Source organism: Salmonella sp. NW38, from assembly GCF_051807745.1.
Lineage (GTDB): Bacteria > Pseudomonadota > Gammaproteobacteria > Enterobacterales > Enterobacteriaceae > Salmonella > Salmonella enterica.
Window position 1 is genome coordinate 262085 of sequence record NZ_JAMMTO010000007.1, and the last position, 12946, is coordinate 275030.

Annotated in this window: 13 protein-coding genes; 7 read left to right on the plus strand and 6 right to left on the minus strand. The window is 53.5% G+C overall.

Features of this window, described 5'->3' with window-relative positions:
* The first annotated feature begins 30 nt into the window (after positions 1-30).
* The 4 genes from fucI to fucR all read left to right on the plus strand — a co-directional run bounded on the left by fucI (position 31) and on the right by fucR (position 4517).
* Positions 31-1806, plus strand: a complete 1776-nt coding sequence (gene fucI / locus NA624_RS14540; protein ID WP_000724126.1) for an L-fucose isomerase — start codon at positions 31-33, stop codon at positions 1804-1806.
* Positions 1807-1906: 100 nt separating this feature from the next.
* Entirely contained in the window at positions 1907-3325 is a 1419-nt protein-coding gene (fucK, locus tag NA624_RS14545) for an L-fuculokinase (RefSeq protein WP_000806772.1), read from the plus strand.
* A gap of 1 nt (position 3326) precedes the next feature.
* Positions 3327-3749, plus strand: a complete 423-nt coding sequence (gene fucU, locus NA624_RS14550) for an L-fucose mutarotase (RefSeq protein WP_000920848.1) — start codon at positions 3327-3329, stop codon at positions 3747-3749.
* A 57-nt stretch (positions 3750-3806) separates the two neighbouring features.
* Entirely contained in the window at positions 3807-4517 is a 711-nt protein-coding gene (fucR, locus tag NA624_RS14555; protein ID WP_000642330.1) for an L-fucose operon activator, read from the plus strand.
* Positions 4518-4575: 58 nt separating this feature from the next.
* Here fucR and rlmM read toward each other — a convergent pair whose 3' ends face one another.
* The 4 genes from rlmM to NA624_RS14575 all read right to left on the minus strand — a co-directional run bounded on the left by rlmM (position 4576) and on the right by NA624_RS14575 (position 7574).
* On the minus strand, positions 4576-5676 hold the full coding sequence (gene rlmM / locus NA624_RS14560) for a 23S rRNA (cytidine(2498)-2'-O)-methyltransferase RlmM (protein ID WP_001045494.1): 1101 nt from the start codon (positions 5674-5676) through the stop codon (positions 4576-4578).
* Positions 5669-6064 carry a DUF423 domain-containing protein gene (locus tag NA624_RS14565; RefSeq protein ID WP_000203913.1) on the minus strand — a complete coding sequence of 132 codons (396 nt, stop codon included), beginning with the start codon at positions 6062-6064 and terminating at the stop codon, positions 5669-5671. The genes rlmM and NA624_RS14565 overlap by 8 nt, the downstream gene beginning before the upstream one ends.
* An 18-nt stretch (positions 6065-6082) precedes the next feature.
* Positions 6083-7000, minus strand: coding sequence for a glycine cleavage system transcriptional regulator GcvA (gene gcvA, locus NA624_RS14570; RefSeq protein ID WP_000044409.1), 918 nt, complete (start codon positions 6998-7000; stop codon positions 6083-6085).
* A 346-nt stretch (positions 7001-7346) separates the two neighbouring features.
* Positions 7347-7574 carry a YgdI/YgdR family lipoprotein gene (locus NA624_RS14575; protein WP_000750393.1) on the minus strand — a complete coding sequence of 76 codons (228 nt, stop codon included), beginning with the start codon at positions 7572-7574 and terminating at the stop codon, positions 7347-7349.
* Between the two features lie 192 nt (positions 7575-7766).
* On the opposite strand from NA624_RS14575, the gene csdA reads away from it, so the two are divergent.
* The 3 genes from csdA (at position 7767) to rarD (ending at position 10602) form a co-directional block, all read left to right on the plus strand.
* Positions 7767-8972 (plus strand): cysteine desulfurase CsdA, encoded by a 1206-nt coding sequence (gene csdA, locus NA624_RS14580; protein ID WP_000991060.1) that lies wholly within the window; start codon positions 7767-7769, stop codon positions 8970-8972.
* Positions 8972-9415: a cysteine desulfurase sulfur acceptor subunit CsdE gene (gene csdE, locus NA624_RS14585; protein ID WP_000184198.1), complete on the plus strand. Its 444-nt coding sequence runs from the start codon at positions 8972-8974 to the stop codon at positions 9413-9415. Before csdA ends, csdE begins: the two co-directional genes overlap by 1 nt.
* Before the next feature lie 299 nt (positions 9416-9714).
* A complete protein-coding gene (gene rarD, locus NA624_RS14590) occupies positions 9715-10602 on the plus strand; it encodes an EamA family transporter RarD (RefSeq protein WP_014343890.1) in 888 nt (295 codons plus the stop codon).
* 51 nt (positions 10603-10653) lie between these two features.
* Here rarD and tcdA read toward each other — a convergent pair whose 3' ends face one another.
* Positions 10654-11460, minus strand: a complete 807-nt coding sequence (gene tcdA / locus NA624_RS14595) for a tRNA cyclic N6-threonylcarbamoyladenosine(37) synthase TcdA (protein WP_000117748.1) — start codon at positions 11458-11460, stop codon at positions 10654-10656.
* A 109-nt stretch (positions 11461-11569) separates the two neighbouring features.
* Positions 11570-12667, minus strand: coding sequence for a murein transglycosylase A (gene mltA, locus NA624_RS14600; protein WP_000678621.1), 1098 nt, complete (start codon positions 12665-12667; stop codon positions 11570-11572).
* Positions 12668-12946 lie beyond the last annotated feature (279 nt).

Below are 12946 nucleotides of genomic sequence, written 5' to 3' on the forward strand. Positions count from 1 at the left end.
CATTTATCCGAATAACGTGAGGAATCTGTCATGAAAAAAATCAGCTTACCGAAAATCGGTATCCGCCCGGTGATTGATGGACGTCGTATGGGCGTACGCGAGTCGCTCGAAGAGCAAACCATGAACATGGCGAAAGCGACGGCGGCGCTCATCACCGAGAAAATCCGCCACGCCTGCGGGGCACAGGTGGAGTGCGTCATTGCGGATACCTGTATTGCCGGAATGGCGGAATCCGCCGCCTGTGAAGAAAAATTCAGTAGCCAGAACGTGGGCGTGACCATTACCGTTACGCCGTGTTGGTGCTATGGCAGCGAAACCATTGATATGGACCCGATGCGTCCGAAAGCCATCTGGGGCTTTAACGGCACAGAGCGTCCTGGGGCGGTTTACCTTGCCGCGGCGCTGGCGGCGCACAGCCAGAAAGGCATTCCGGCGTTCTCCATTTATGGCCATGACGTGCAGGATGCCGACGATACCTCCATTCCTGCCGACGTCGAAGAAAAACTGCTGCGTTTTGCGCGGGCAGGGTTAGCGGTTGCCAGTATGAAAGGCAAAAGCTACCTCTCCGTCGGCGGCGTGTCGATGGGGATCGCGGGTTCCATTGTCGATCATAACTTCTTCGAATCCTGGCTGGGCATGAAGGTGCAAGCGGTAGATATGACCGAACTGCGCCGCCGTATCGATCAAAAAATTTATGATGAGGCCGAACTGGAGATGGCGCTGGCGTGGGCGGATAAAAACTTCCGCTACGGCGAAGATCAGAACGCCTCGCAGTATAAGCGCAATGAAGCCCAGAACCGCGCGGTGTTAAAAGAGAGCCTGCTGATGGCGATGTGTATTCGCGACATGATGCAGGGCAACAAGACGCTGGCGGACAAAGGGTTAGTTGAAGAATCGCTGGGCTACAACGCCATTGCCGCCGGCTTCCAGGGTCAGCGCCACTGGACCGATCAATACCCGAACGGCGATACCGCCGAAGCGCTGCTCAATAGTTCTTTTGACTGGAACGGCGTACGCGAACCGTTTGTCGTCGCCACCGAAAATGACAGTCTGAACGGCGTAGCGATGCTGTTTGGCCATCAACTCACCGGTACCGCGCAGATATTCGCCGACGTGCGAACCTACTGGTCGCCGGAAGCCGTAGAACGCGTCACCGGCCAGGCGCTTAGCGGCCTGGCGGAGCACGGCATTATTCACCTGATTAACTCCGGTTCTGCCGCTCTGGACGGTGCCTGTAAACAGCGCGACAGCGAAGGCAAGCCGACCATGAAACCGCACTGGGAAATCAGCCAACAAGAGGCGGATGCGTGTCTGGCGGCCACTGAATGGTGCCCGGCGATTCACGAATACTTCCGCGGCGGCGGCTACTCATCCCGTTTCCTGACCGAAGGCGGCGTGCCATTCACCATGACCCGCGTGAATATCATCAAAGGCCTGGGACCAGTACTGCAAATCGCCGAGGGCTGGAGCGTCGAACTGCCGAAAGCGATGCACGATCAGCTCGATGCCCGCACCAACTCTACCTGGCCTACCACCTGGTTTGCGCCGCGTCTTACCGGCAAAGGCCCGTTTACCGATGTCTATTCGGTGATGGCGAACTGGGGCGCTAACCACGGCGTACTCACCATCGGCCATGTAGGGGCGGACTTTATTACTCTCGCCGCGATGCTGCGTATCCCGGTATGTATGCACAACGTGGAGGAGGCGAAGATCTACCGTCCTTCCGCCTGGGCGGCTCACGGTATGGATATCGAAGGCCAGGATTATCGTGCCTGCCAGAATTATGGCCCGCTGTATAAACGTTAATGCGGCTTAGCCCGGTGGCGCAGGCTTACCGGGCCTACGGACGCGTGAACCGTAGGCCGGATAAGCGTAGCGCCATCGGGCGGCGTTTATGGAGTTATCTATGAAACAAGACGTTATCCTGGTTCTCGACTGCGGTGCGACTAACGTTCGGGCGATCGCCGTTGATCGCCTGGGGAAAATTGTCGCCCGCGCCTCAACCGCTAACGCCAGCGACATTGCCGCAGAAAATAGCACCTGGCATCAGTGGTCGCTGGACGCCATCCTGCAACGTTTCGCCGATTGTTGCAGGTCACTTTCCAGCGCCCTGTCGGAGTGTGTTGTTCGCGGTATTACGGTGACTACGTTCGGCGTCGATGGCGCGCTGGTCGATGCGCAGGGCGAGCTGCTCTACCCGGTCATCAGTTGGAAATGCCCGCGAACCGCTGCCGTGATGGAAACGATTGGGCGCTTTATCTCGCCCCGGCAATTGCAGACGCTCTCCGGCGTCGGCGCGTTCAGCTTTAACACGCTGTATAAACTGGTCTGGCTTAAAGAGAATCATCCGCGCCTGCTGGAACAAGCTCACTGCTGGCTGTTTATCTCGTCGCTGATTAACCACCGTCTGACCGGCGAGTTTACGACCGATATCACTATGGCAGGCACCAGCCAGCTACTGGATATCCATCAGCGCGACTTTAGTCCGGAAATCCTGCAGGCGACGGGCCTGGCGCGCCGCCTGTTCCCGCGTATCGTGGAAGCGGGCGCCCAGATAGGCACGCTACAGACAGACGCGGCCAGGCTACTCGGTCTCCCGGCGGGTGTGCCGGTGATCTCTGCCGGACACGATACTCAGTTCGCGTTATTCGGCGCTGGCGCGCAGCAAGGTGAACCGGTGCTCTCCTCAGGAACATGGGAGATTCTGATGGTGCGCAGCGGTCAGGTGGATACCTCGCTGCTCAGCCAGTATCCAGGCTCGACCTGTGAACTGGACAGTCAGTCGGGGCTTTATAACCCCGGAATGCAGTGGCTGGCCTCCGGCGTACTCGAATGGGTACGAAAACTGCTGTGGACGCCGGAAACGCCATGGCAAACGCTGATCGACGAAGCGCGCGCTATTCCCGCTGGCGCGGAAGGCGTGCGGATGCAGTGCGATCTGCTCGCCTGCCAAAATGCAGGCTGGCAGGGCGTGACGCTCAATACCACCCGCGGCCATTTCTATCGCGCCGCGCTGGAAGGCCTGACGGCGCAACTTCAGCGTAATCTGCGCACGCTGGAGAAAATCGGCCATTTTAACGCCACAGAACTGTTACTGGTTGGCGGCGGCAGTCGCAACGCTTTATGGAATCAAATTAAAGCGAATCAGCTTGATATCCCTATCAAAGTGCTGGACGACGCGGAAACCACCGTGGCCGGCGCTGCCATGTTTGGCTGGTACGGCGTAGGCGAATTTAATAGCCCGGAACAGGCGCGTGCGCAGGTCAATTATCAGTATCGCTATTTCTGGCCGCAAACCGAACCTGAAATTATTGAGGGAGTATGAAATGCTAAAAACCATTTCACCGTTAATTTCCCCGACACTGCTCAAAGTGCTGGCCGAGATGGGCCACGGGGACGAAATCATTTTTTCCGACGCTCACTTTCCCGCGCATAGCCTGGGCCCGCAGGTGATTCGCGCCGATGGTCTTAGCGTCAGCGATCTACTGCGGGCAATTATTCCGCTCTTTGAGCTGGATAGCTACGCCCCGCCGCTGGTGATGATGGCCGCCGTGGAAGGCGACACGCTCGATCCCAGCGTTGAAGCGCGCTATCGCGATGCCTTGTCATTAGAAGCGCCGTGCCCGGATATCGTTCGTATCGACCGCTATGCGTTTTATGAGCGGGCGCAAAAAGCGTTTGCGATCGTTATCACAGGTGAGTGCGCGAAGTACGGAAATATTCTTTTAAAAAAAGGGGTAACGCCGTAATCTCTTGCCGGTGCGCCCGCATAACGCGGGCGTTCATCGAATGATGGGGTGAGAAAAATGAAAGCGGCACGCCAACAAGCGATAGTCGATCTGCTGATCAATCATAAAAGTCTGACCACCGAAGCGCTGGCCACCCGGCTTAACGTCAGTAAAGAGACCATCCGCCGCGATCTCAGTGAACTACAGACGCAGGGAAAAGTGCTGCGTAATCACGGACGAGCTAAATATATTCATCGTGAAAATCAGGACAGCGGCGATCCATTCCATATCCGCCTGAAAAGCCATTATGCGCATAAAGCCGATATTGCCCGTGAAGCGTTAGCGTGGATAGAAGAAGGAATGACGATTGCGCTGGATGCCAGTTCAACCTGCTGGTATCTGGCCCGCCAGTTGCCGGATATTCCCATTCAGGTTTTTACCAATAGCCATCCTATCTGTCAGGAGCTGGGAAAACGCGAACGCATTGCGCTGATAAGTTCCGGCGGCCAGCTTGAACGTAAATATGGCTGTTACGTTAATCCGTCGCTTATCTCACAGCTAAAATCGCTTGATATCGATCTGTTCATCTTTTCCTGCGAGGGGATCGACGGCGGCGGCGATCTGTGGGACTCCAATGCGATCAACGCCGATTTTAAATCTATCCTGCTCAGGCGCGCCTCGCAGTCTTTATTATTGATTGATAAAAGTAAATTTAATCGTTCAGGAGAGGCGCGCATCGGCCATCTGGATGACGTGACGCATATTGTTTCAGATGCGCCGCAGTCATAGGCCGGATAAGCGTGCGCCATCCGGCGCTGATGACGCGCCGGATGACGGCAGCGCGTTTTTACCGCTCGTCGCGACGTCCGCCAACAGCCGCCCACAACCGACGCACGTGTACCGTCACTTCTTCGCGATCGTGATAAAGCTGACGCGCCTGGATCTGCGCATTAACGCCATGCTCATCCAACTGCGCCTGAAGATACGCCAGGTTATGCGACACCTCTTCATAGCGTTTTTTCATCGGCAGTTTAAGGTTAAAAATCGTCTCCCGACACCAGCCGTTCACCAGCCACTGCGCCATTAACGCGGTGACTTTGGCCGGCTTCTCCACCATATCGCAGACCATCCATGAAATATTATTCCGGTTCGGACGGTACCTGAAGCCATCCTCACGCAACCAGGTCACCTGTCCGGTGTCCATCAGGCTTTGCGCCATCGGGCCGTTATCTACGGAGTAGACCCACATATTGCGCTTCACTAACTGGTACGTCCATCCGCCGGGACAGGCGCCCAAATCCACCGCATACATGCCGTTCGCCAGACGTTCATCCCACTCATCTTCCGGGATGAAAACGTGGAGCGCCTCTTCCAGTTTCAGCGTTGAGCGGCTCGGCGCATCAGACGGAAACTTCAAACGCGGGATGCCCATATAAAACGGTGAATTGTTATGCGCGAACGAATAACCGGTATAGCAGCATCCTGGCGCGATAAAAAAGACATGAACGACCGGACGCTTCGGCGTTTCATAATTCGTCAATACGCCCGCATCACGCAAAGCCGCGCGCAGCGGCACCGTAAATTTGCGGCAGAACTTCATCAGTTCTTTACTTTCATTGGTGTCGGCGACTTCAACCCGCAGCTCGCCGCCCTTTTCCACTACGCCCTGCAACATGCCGACAATCGGCGTAATTCTGTCTTCCGGCGGTAAATGTTGCAGCAGTTCACCCACCACAAACCACTGGCGGGCGAAAATCAACGAACTGAACGGCAGTTCTGAAATCAGCTTTTCGCCATCTTCCGGCTGATAGCATTCATAAATGACATAGCCTGCGTTCTCTTTTACGCGTGCAAAACCAAATATTTCCCGTTTTCCCGCCTTATCGGTAATTTCTGCAGCGCACTCTTTTTCAAACCCCGGACGGCAGAGCAATACAACTTTATTCATGGCTCGCGCCCTTACGTTTCATACGAATGGCGCCAATCAGTAATAGCGCCCAGCCCACCAGGAAACTGACGCCGCCGACAGGCGTGATATACGCCCACAAGCGCAGATGCGAAAGCGCAAGGCAGTACAGACTGCCGCTAAACAGCACCGTGCCCAGCGCCAGAAAAACGCTGCTCCAGTAAAACCAGATGCTGATACGGCGCTGCATCGCCACCGCCAGGCCAAAGATCGCCAGCGTATGGAACGCCTGATATTGCAGGCCGGTCTGAATCCAGCCCATTTCAACCACGCCCAGGGTTTTACTCAAAACATGCGCCCCGAACGCGCCCAGAGCAACGTAAATAAAACCGCTGATAGCGGCGACAATCAGCATAAAACGGCTGGTCATGGTCATACCCTAAGTTAATTATTGTTCGTAACGAAAACGGAATTTTTCTTGCTCCGTCGCCGCCTTCGCCAAAATCCACTGACGGAAGGCGGCTATTTTACCCAGTTCTGCCTGGCTGTCATGACAAACCAGATAAAAAGCATTCTTACTCACCAGAACATCGTTAAATGGACACACCAGTCGCCCGGCTTCAATTTCCGACTGCGCCATAACATTATTCGCCAGCGCGATCCCCTGTCCGTGAATAGCGGCCTGTAACACCATCGCGCTGTGGCTAAATATCGGCCCTTGCTGAACGTTAATATGGTTGAGCCCTAACTGACGAGTATAGGCCTGCCAGTCACGCCGGGAAGCATCGTGCAATAACGTGTGTTTCGCCAGATCTTCCGGCGTTTTTAACGGTTTTTCGCCTGTGAGCAATAAAGGAGAACAGACGGGCAGTAAATATTCTGCGTATAATTTTTCGACGCGCAAGCCCGGCCAGTTTCCCCGGCCATAAAAAATCGCGACATCGACATCGTCTGCCAGTTTATCTTCCTGACGGTCAACGGCTTGTATCCGAACGTCAATTCCCGGATAAGCTGAGTTAAAGCTGGAGAGTCTGGGCACCAGCCACTGGATGGCAAAACTGGGCGGTAAACTCACCGTCAGCGCCCCTTTGGCACTGCGCGCCTGGAGCTTACGCGTTGCTTCCGTGAGCTGGGAAAATATCTCTTTAATGTCGAGAAAATAGCTTTGGCCTTCTTCCGTCAGCAGCAGCGAACGATTGCGGCGGCGGAACAGTTTTAGCCCCAAAAAATCCTCAAGTGACTTAATTTGGTGGCTTACTGCGGCCTGCGTCACAAAAAGTTCTTCCGCTGCTCGCGTAAAGCTCAAATGGCGCGCGGCAGCATCAAAAACGCGTAACGCATTTAAAGGAGGTAATCGTTTTGACATGGCCTCTGGACTTAATGTCGAATGAATTTAACAAATAGGTAACAATATGTAACCTATTAGTTTTTTTAATCTGAGACATTATAAATTGTCCGTTGAGGTTCTACCAGCAAATACCTATAGTGGCGGCACTTCCTGAGCCGGAACGAAAAGTTTTATCGGAATGCGTGTTCTGATGGGCTTTTGGCTTACGGTTGTGATGTTGTGTTGTTGTGTTTGCAATTGGTCTGCGATTCAGACCACGGTAGCGAGACTACCCTTTTTCACTTCCTGTACATTTACCCTGTCTGTCCATAGTGATTAATGTAGCACCGCCATATTGCGGTGCTTTTTTTTGTATAACAAACGGTTAGTTTTCCAGAGCCACCATCTCTTTCACGTCAGTACGATTGATCTGCTGTTTGTTGCCATTAGCGTCTTTATACGAAATCATACCGGTATCGTTATCGGTCTGGGGTTTACCGTCGGTCACAATGCTACGTCCATCATTGGTGTGCATAACGTAATTAGGACCGGAACAGGCGCTCAGGGCAAAAGTCAGCATACATGCAGAGATAATTGCGGCAGTCTTTTTCATCTTCTTCTCCTTAAAGCTGTTTGTGCTATTTAAAGCGGACTCCGTAACAGGCTTAAACATTCGCCTAACATTATTCAGCATAACCTCCTTTACATAATTCGCCAGGATATACAGACGATTCCGATGGTTAGGACAAACCTTGTATCAGCCGCGCTTTTACGCCACGATCGGTAAACTGAACCGAGGAATATCATGAACGCTTTTAATCCCACGCAGTTTCGCGCGCAGTTTCCCGCGCTAGCCGATGCGGGTGTTTATCTCGATAGCGCCGCCACGGCATTAAAGCCACAGGCAGTCATTGACGCCACGCACCAGTTTTATTGTTTGAGCGCCGGTAACGTTCATCGTAGCCAGTTTGCGCAGGCGCAGCGCCTGACGGCGCAATATGAAGCGGCCAGAGCAAAAGCGGCGCGACTGTTAAACGCGCCCGATGAAAAAAGTATCGTCTGGACACGCGGCACCACCGAAGCGATCAACATGGTGGCGCAGTGTTACGCCCGTCCTCGTCTGCGCCCCGGCGATGAAATTATCGTTAGCGTCGCCGAGCATCACGCCAACCTTGTGCCCTGGCTGATGGTGGCGCAACAAACCGGCGCGCAGGTCATAAAACTGCCGCTTAATGACCGGCGTCTTCCTGATGTTGAGCGTCTGCCGGAACTGATCACGTCGCGCAGCCGGATTCTGGCGCTGGGGCAAATGTCGAACGTAACGGGCGGCTGTCCGGATCTCACAAGCGCTATCAGCGCCGCTCACGCAGCGGGAATGGTAGTGATGGTAGATGGCGCGCAAGGCGCGGTACACTTCCCGGCGGATGTCCAGCAGCTTGATATCGATTTTTATGCTTTTTCCGCTCACAAACTGTATGGCCCGACCGGTATCGGCGTGCTGTACGGTAAGCCGGAGCTTCTTGAGGCGATGTCGCCCTGGCTCGGCGGCGGCAAGATGATCCGTGACGTTAGCTTTGAAGGCTTCACCACTCAAAGCGCTCCCTGGAAGCTGGAAGCGGGGACGCCGAACGTCGCCGGGGTCATCGGCCTGAGCGCTGCGCTGGAATGGCTGTCCGATATCGATATTGAACAGGCCGAAAACTGGAGCCGGGGGCTGGCGACGCTGGCGGAAGACGCACTGGCGAAACGCCCGGGCTTTCGTTCGTTCCGCAGCCAGGACTCCAGCCTGCTGGCCTTTGATTTTGTCGGCGTGCACCACGGCGATATGGTGACACTACTGGCGGAATACGGTATTGCGCTCCGGGCTGGGCAACATTGCGCCCAGCCATTGCTGGCGGAACTTGGCGTCACAGGGACTCTGCGCGCCTCTTTTGCGCCGTATAATACCCAACATGATGTGGATGCGTTGGTTAACGCCGTTGACCGCGCGCTGGAACTGCTGGTGGATTAATGACAAACCCTCTTTATACCGGACACCCGTTCGGCACAACGGTAACGGAAGAGACGTTACGCGCTATCTTTCTCCCACTGACCCAGTGGGAGGATAAATATCGTCAGTTGATTCTGTTAGGAAAACAGCTCCCCGCTCTGCCGGATGAATGCAAAGCGCAGGCGAAAGAGATAGCCGGCTGCGAGAACCGCGTCTGGCTGGGCTTTACCCGATCAGATAACGGAACGATGCACTTTTTCGGCGACAGTGAGGGGCGGATTGTCCGCGGCCTGCTGGCGGTATTGCTCACCGCGGTGGAAGGAAAAAACGCCGCCGAATTACAGGCTCGTTCACCGCTGGCGCTGTTTGATGAGCTGGGTTTACGCGCCCAGCTTAGCGCCTCACGCAGTCAGGGGCTGAACGCGCTGAGCGAAGCGATTGTTGCCGCAACGCATAAGGGTTGAAATAGCGTAAATATTCTGTCGCCTGACAGCGCCGTCCGCGGCGGTCAGGCGATGCAGATAAAATAATCCAGTCACTTTATTAGTTTCGGCGTCAGATTTCCCTGATAAACATTCTTTTGATTTTTATCAGCTATCACAATGAAATTACAATGTTAGAATCCATGTTAAAACGGCGTGAAGATTTTAGAGTAAATAAAGCCACTCGATGTAGCGTAGCAGGAGAACTGGAAAATTCATACGCATCGGGTGAAGTTATAACAGGATATGGATAAGTGGAAAAATATCTGCGTAGCGGTACCATGTTTGTGGTACTGGCATTTATATTATGGGGGTTAACACCTTTATATTATCAATATTTATCAGGGGGAAATCTCGCACAAATATTGATATACCGGGTGTTCTGGTCAATTCCATTATTACTGGCAGTAAGATTGTTATTTCGGCAGCGAACGCGATTTCATGATGCCTGGAAAGATAAAAAATCTTTTTTCTTCTGCATGATCGCCGGACTTTTGATGATTGTCTCATGGTCATCTTTTATTTATGCGCTAACCCATCATCTGGTACTTGATGCCAGCCTCGGCTATTTTATCAACCCGCTATTTGTTATTGCGCTGGGATGCATTTTTCTTAAAGAAAAACTGTCGTTGTTTCAGGCCATCGCCGTTTTTTCTGGTGTCTGTGGCCTGACTTTTCAAATTATCATGCTACGGCATTTCCCGGCGCTGGCGCTAACCATGGGATTATCATTTGCGCTATATGGTCTGGCGCGAAAGTTTATACATTATGATGTGATGACATCGATAACGATTGAAACATTATGGGCATTGCCTGTCTCACTATTAATTTTTCTCTTTAGCGACACTGGACCAATTATATCCGCTAATACTCCTTTCTTTTTGTATGTTATGACGGCGCCAGTGACAATCATTCCACTGGTATTATTTGCCATCGCGTTAAATCATACCTCGTTGATTGTCACCGGACTGGCGCAATATATAGAGCCGTCTTTACAGTTCTTACTTGCCATTATGATATTTGGCGAGCACATTAATTACGCGGAACTGCTCTGCTTTTGTGCAGTATGGTTCGGGTTGTTTCTATGCATATCTGAAAATTTATATTCCCATTATCTCCGCGCCCGTCTGAAACCGGTGTTCGGCAGGGTACAGCGCTTCTTTCGCTAACAAAGAGCGCAGGGCCGGATACGCGTCTGCGTGACACTCCACCCCGTCCTTTTATTCTTGTCGCGCCGCTTTAGCCATGATCTTCTTCAGCGCATGGGAAACGGCGACAAAACCGAACGTTGCCGTCACCATCGTCGCCGCGCCGAAGCCAGAGGCGCAATCCATCCGTTTTGGCCCTTCTGCGGTAGCTTTCATCGCGCATACGGAACCGTCCGCCTGTGGGTAAACCAGCGCTTCAGTGGAAAAAACGCAGTCCACGCCCAGCTTACCTTTACTGTTCTTCACTACGCCAAAATTATGTTTCAATCTCTCACGCAGTTTTGCCGCCAGCGGATCCTGGATGGTTTTCGCCAAATCAGCGACCTGGATTTGCGTCGGATCGATCTGCCCGCCTGCGCCGCCAGTGGTCACTAAAGGAACCTTATATCGGCGACAGTACGCAATCAGCGCGGCTTTTGGACGAACGCTGTCAATGGCGTCAATGACATAGGTAAAACCCGCGTTCATATAACCCGCCACATTATCCGGCGTGATGAAATCATCGATAACCGTTACCCGGCACTCCGGGTTAATTTGACGAATCCGTTCGGCCATCACTTCCGCTTTCGCCAACCCAACGTTATCACGCAACGCATGGATCTGGCGGTTCGTATTGGTCACGCAGACATCGTCCATATCAATCAGCGTAATCGCGCCGATGCCCGTACGCGCCAGCGCCTCTGCCGCCCATGATCCCACCCCGCCGATTCCCACGACGCAGATATGCGCCTCAGCAAACCGCTGCAGCGCTTTTTCACCGTACAGACGCGCGGTGCCGCCAAAGCGTTGGCGCCAGGCATCACTTATCACCACTGACATATGACCTCAGAATAAAAAAAGGTGAGGTTATTCCTCACCCCTGCTCACTATTTTCAGGCCCGATAGCGATCGCGTTATCGGGCAATCCGGTTGTCGCAGAATACCACAATCAGCCGCTAAACACGTTACCGGCGCCCGGCGCGCTTTTTAACACCCAGACGCGACCATAGTGATTATACCATCCGGCACGATGCCCGGCATCCGGGCCAATCCCCTGGTAAATATCAAAGTGCTGGCCTTTAATCGCTCCGCCGACATCCAGCGCGACCATCAAACGTAGCTCATACTGACCGCTAAATTTACCGTTGTTATCCAGCAACGGTACTTCCGCCAACAAGGTCGTGCCAGGCGGAATGATGCTGCGGTCGGAAGCGACGGATGCTCGCCCAATCAGCGGTACGGCGCTGGCGCCTTTGACCGGCGCAAAAGATTGCGGCTTAAAGAAGACGAACGACGGGTTCTGCTCCAGTAATTCACGCACTTCCGCTTCGCTGTGCTTCTCTCCCCATTCGCGTATAGCCTGCATCGACATATCTTCTTTTTTCACTTCACCGCGATCGATAAGTACTTTACCAATACTGCGATAAGGCCAGCCGTTTTTACCAGCATAACTAAAGAAGTTCAGCGGACTACCATCACCGAAATCAATATAACCGCTGCCCTGGACATCCATAATAAAGTTATCCATCAGCGAATTACTCCAGGCCAGGATGTACTTATCGCTCAGCGCGCCTGCGTAGATCTGAGCGCGGGACGGTAAGCGTCCGCGTTTTGGCGGCATACTATAGATAGGGTACTGGAACGCGCCCTGCCGCGTATGGCGAGCCTGAACGACGGGCGTATAGTAGCCCGTGAACTGGACGTTACCGTAGTTGTCGGTGCCTTCCATCTGCCAGGCATCGATACCAAACTGGCGCATAGTGCGCGTATCGCCTCCGGAACGTAACCAGTTCTGGACAGCGTTATAGACGTTGCTTTGATTGGTGTATAAACGTGGCGACGCGGAACGGATCTGGTCGACCTGCTCGGCAAAGTCACCAGCATTAATCGGCGCGCCCACCGCGTCCGGCTGGTTTACCAGGGAGAAGGGCTGGGTAAATTTCCCGTCCTTATATTGCTGACCGCGATCGGTCGGTTTTGATGAACAGGCAGCCAGCATTGCCAGCATTACGCCTGTCGCCACATATTTTGCCCAACGTCCTTTCATGGTGTCTCGTCTTCTGCGTAATCGAAAGTGCCCGGTGAAGATAACAAACCGTCCGAAGTAATGAAATGCGATCGCGATCTCATTATGTAAATTCGTTTAAAAATCGCGCTATCTGCGGTGTATTTGCGCAATTCATGAGAAATTAGCGATTTATATGAAAAAAGGGTTGCAACAAAAGCTCAGCGGAGTATAGTGCGCATCCACGGACGCGGGGTGGAGCAGCCTGGTAGCTCGTCGGGCTCATAACCCGAAGGTCGTCGGTTCAAATCCGGCCCCCGC

Coding starts and splice junctions, on each gene's coding strand:
- mltA (WP_000678621.1), bottom strand. CDS start 12,667: ATGAAAGGACGTTGGGCAAAATATGTGGCGACAGGCGTAATGCTGGCA.
- tcdA (WP_000117748.1), bottom strand. CDS start 11,460: ATGTCAGTGGTGATAAGTGATGCCTGGCGCCAACGCTTTGGCGGCACC.
- rlmM (WP_001045494.1), bottom strand. CDS start 5,676: ATGAATAAAGTTGTATTGCTCTGCCGTCCGGGGTTTGAAAAAGAGTGC.
- NA624_RS14565 (WP_000203913.1), bottom strand. CDS start 6,064: ATGACCAGCCGTTTTATGCTGATTGTCGCCGCTATCAGCGGTTTTATT.
- NA624_RS14575 (WP_000750393.1), bottom strand. CDS start 7,574: ATGAAAAAGACTGCCGCAATTATCTCTGCATGTATGCTGACTTTTGCC.
- fucK (WP_000806772.1), top strand. CDS start 1,907: ATGAAACAAGACGTTATCCTGGTTCTCGACTGCGGTGCGACTAACGTT.
- rarD (WP_014343890.1), top strand. CDS start 9,715: ATGTTTGTGGTACTGGCATTTATATTATGGGGGTTAACACCTTTATAT.
- fucR (WP_000642330.1), top strand. CDS start 3,807: ATGAAAGCGGCACGCCAACAAGCGATAGTCGATCTGCTGATCAATCAT.
- fucU (WP_000920848.1), top strand. CDS start 3,327: ATGCTAAAAACCATTTCACCGTTAATTTCCCCGACACTGCTCAAAGTG.
- gcvA (WP_000044409.1), bottom strand. CDS start 7,000: ATGTCAAAACGATTACCTCCTTTAAATGCGTTACGCGTTTTTGATGCT.
- csdA (WP_000991060.1), top strand. CDS start 7,767: ATGAACGCTTTTAATCCCACGCAGTTTCGCGCGCAGTTTCCCGCGCTA.
- csdE (WP_000184198.1), top strand. CDS start 8,972: ATGACAAACCCTCTTTATACCGGACACCCGTTCGGCACAACGGTAACG.
- fucI (WP_000724126.1), top strand. CDS start 31: ATGAAAAAAATCAGCTTACCGAAAATCGGTATCCGCCCGGTGATTGAT.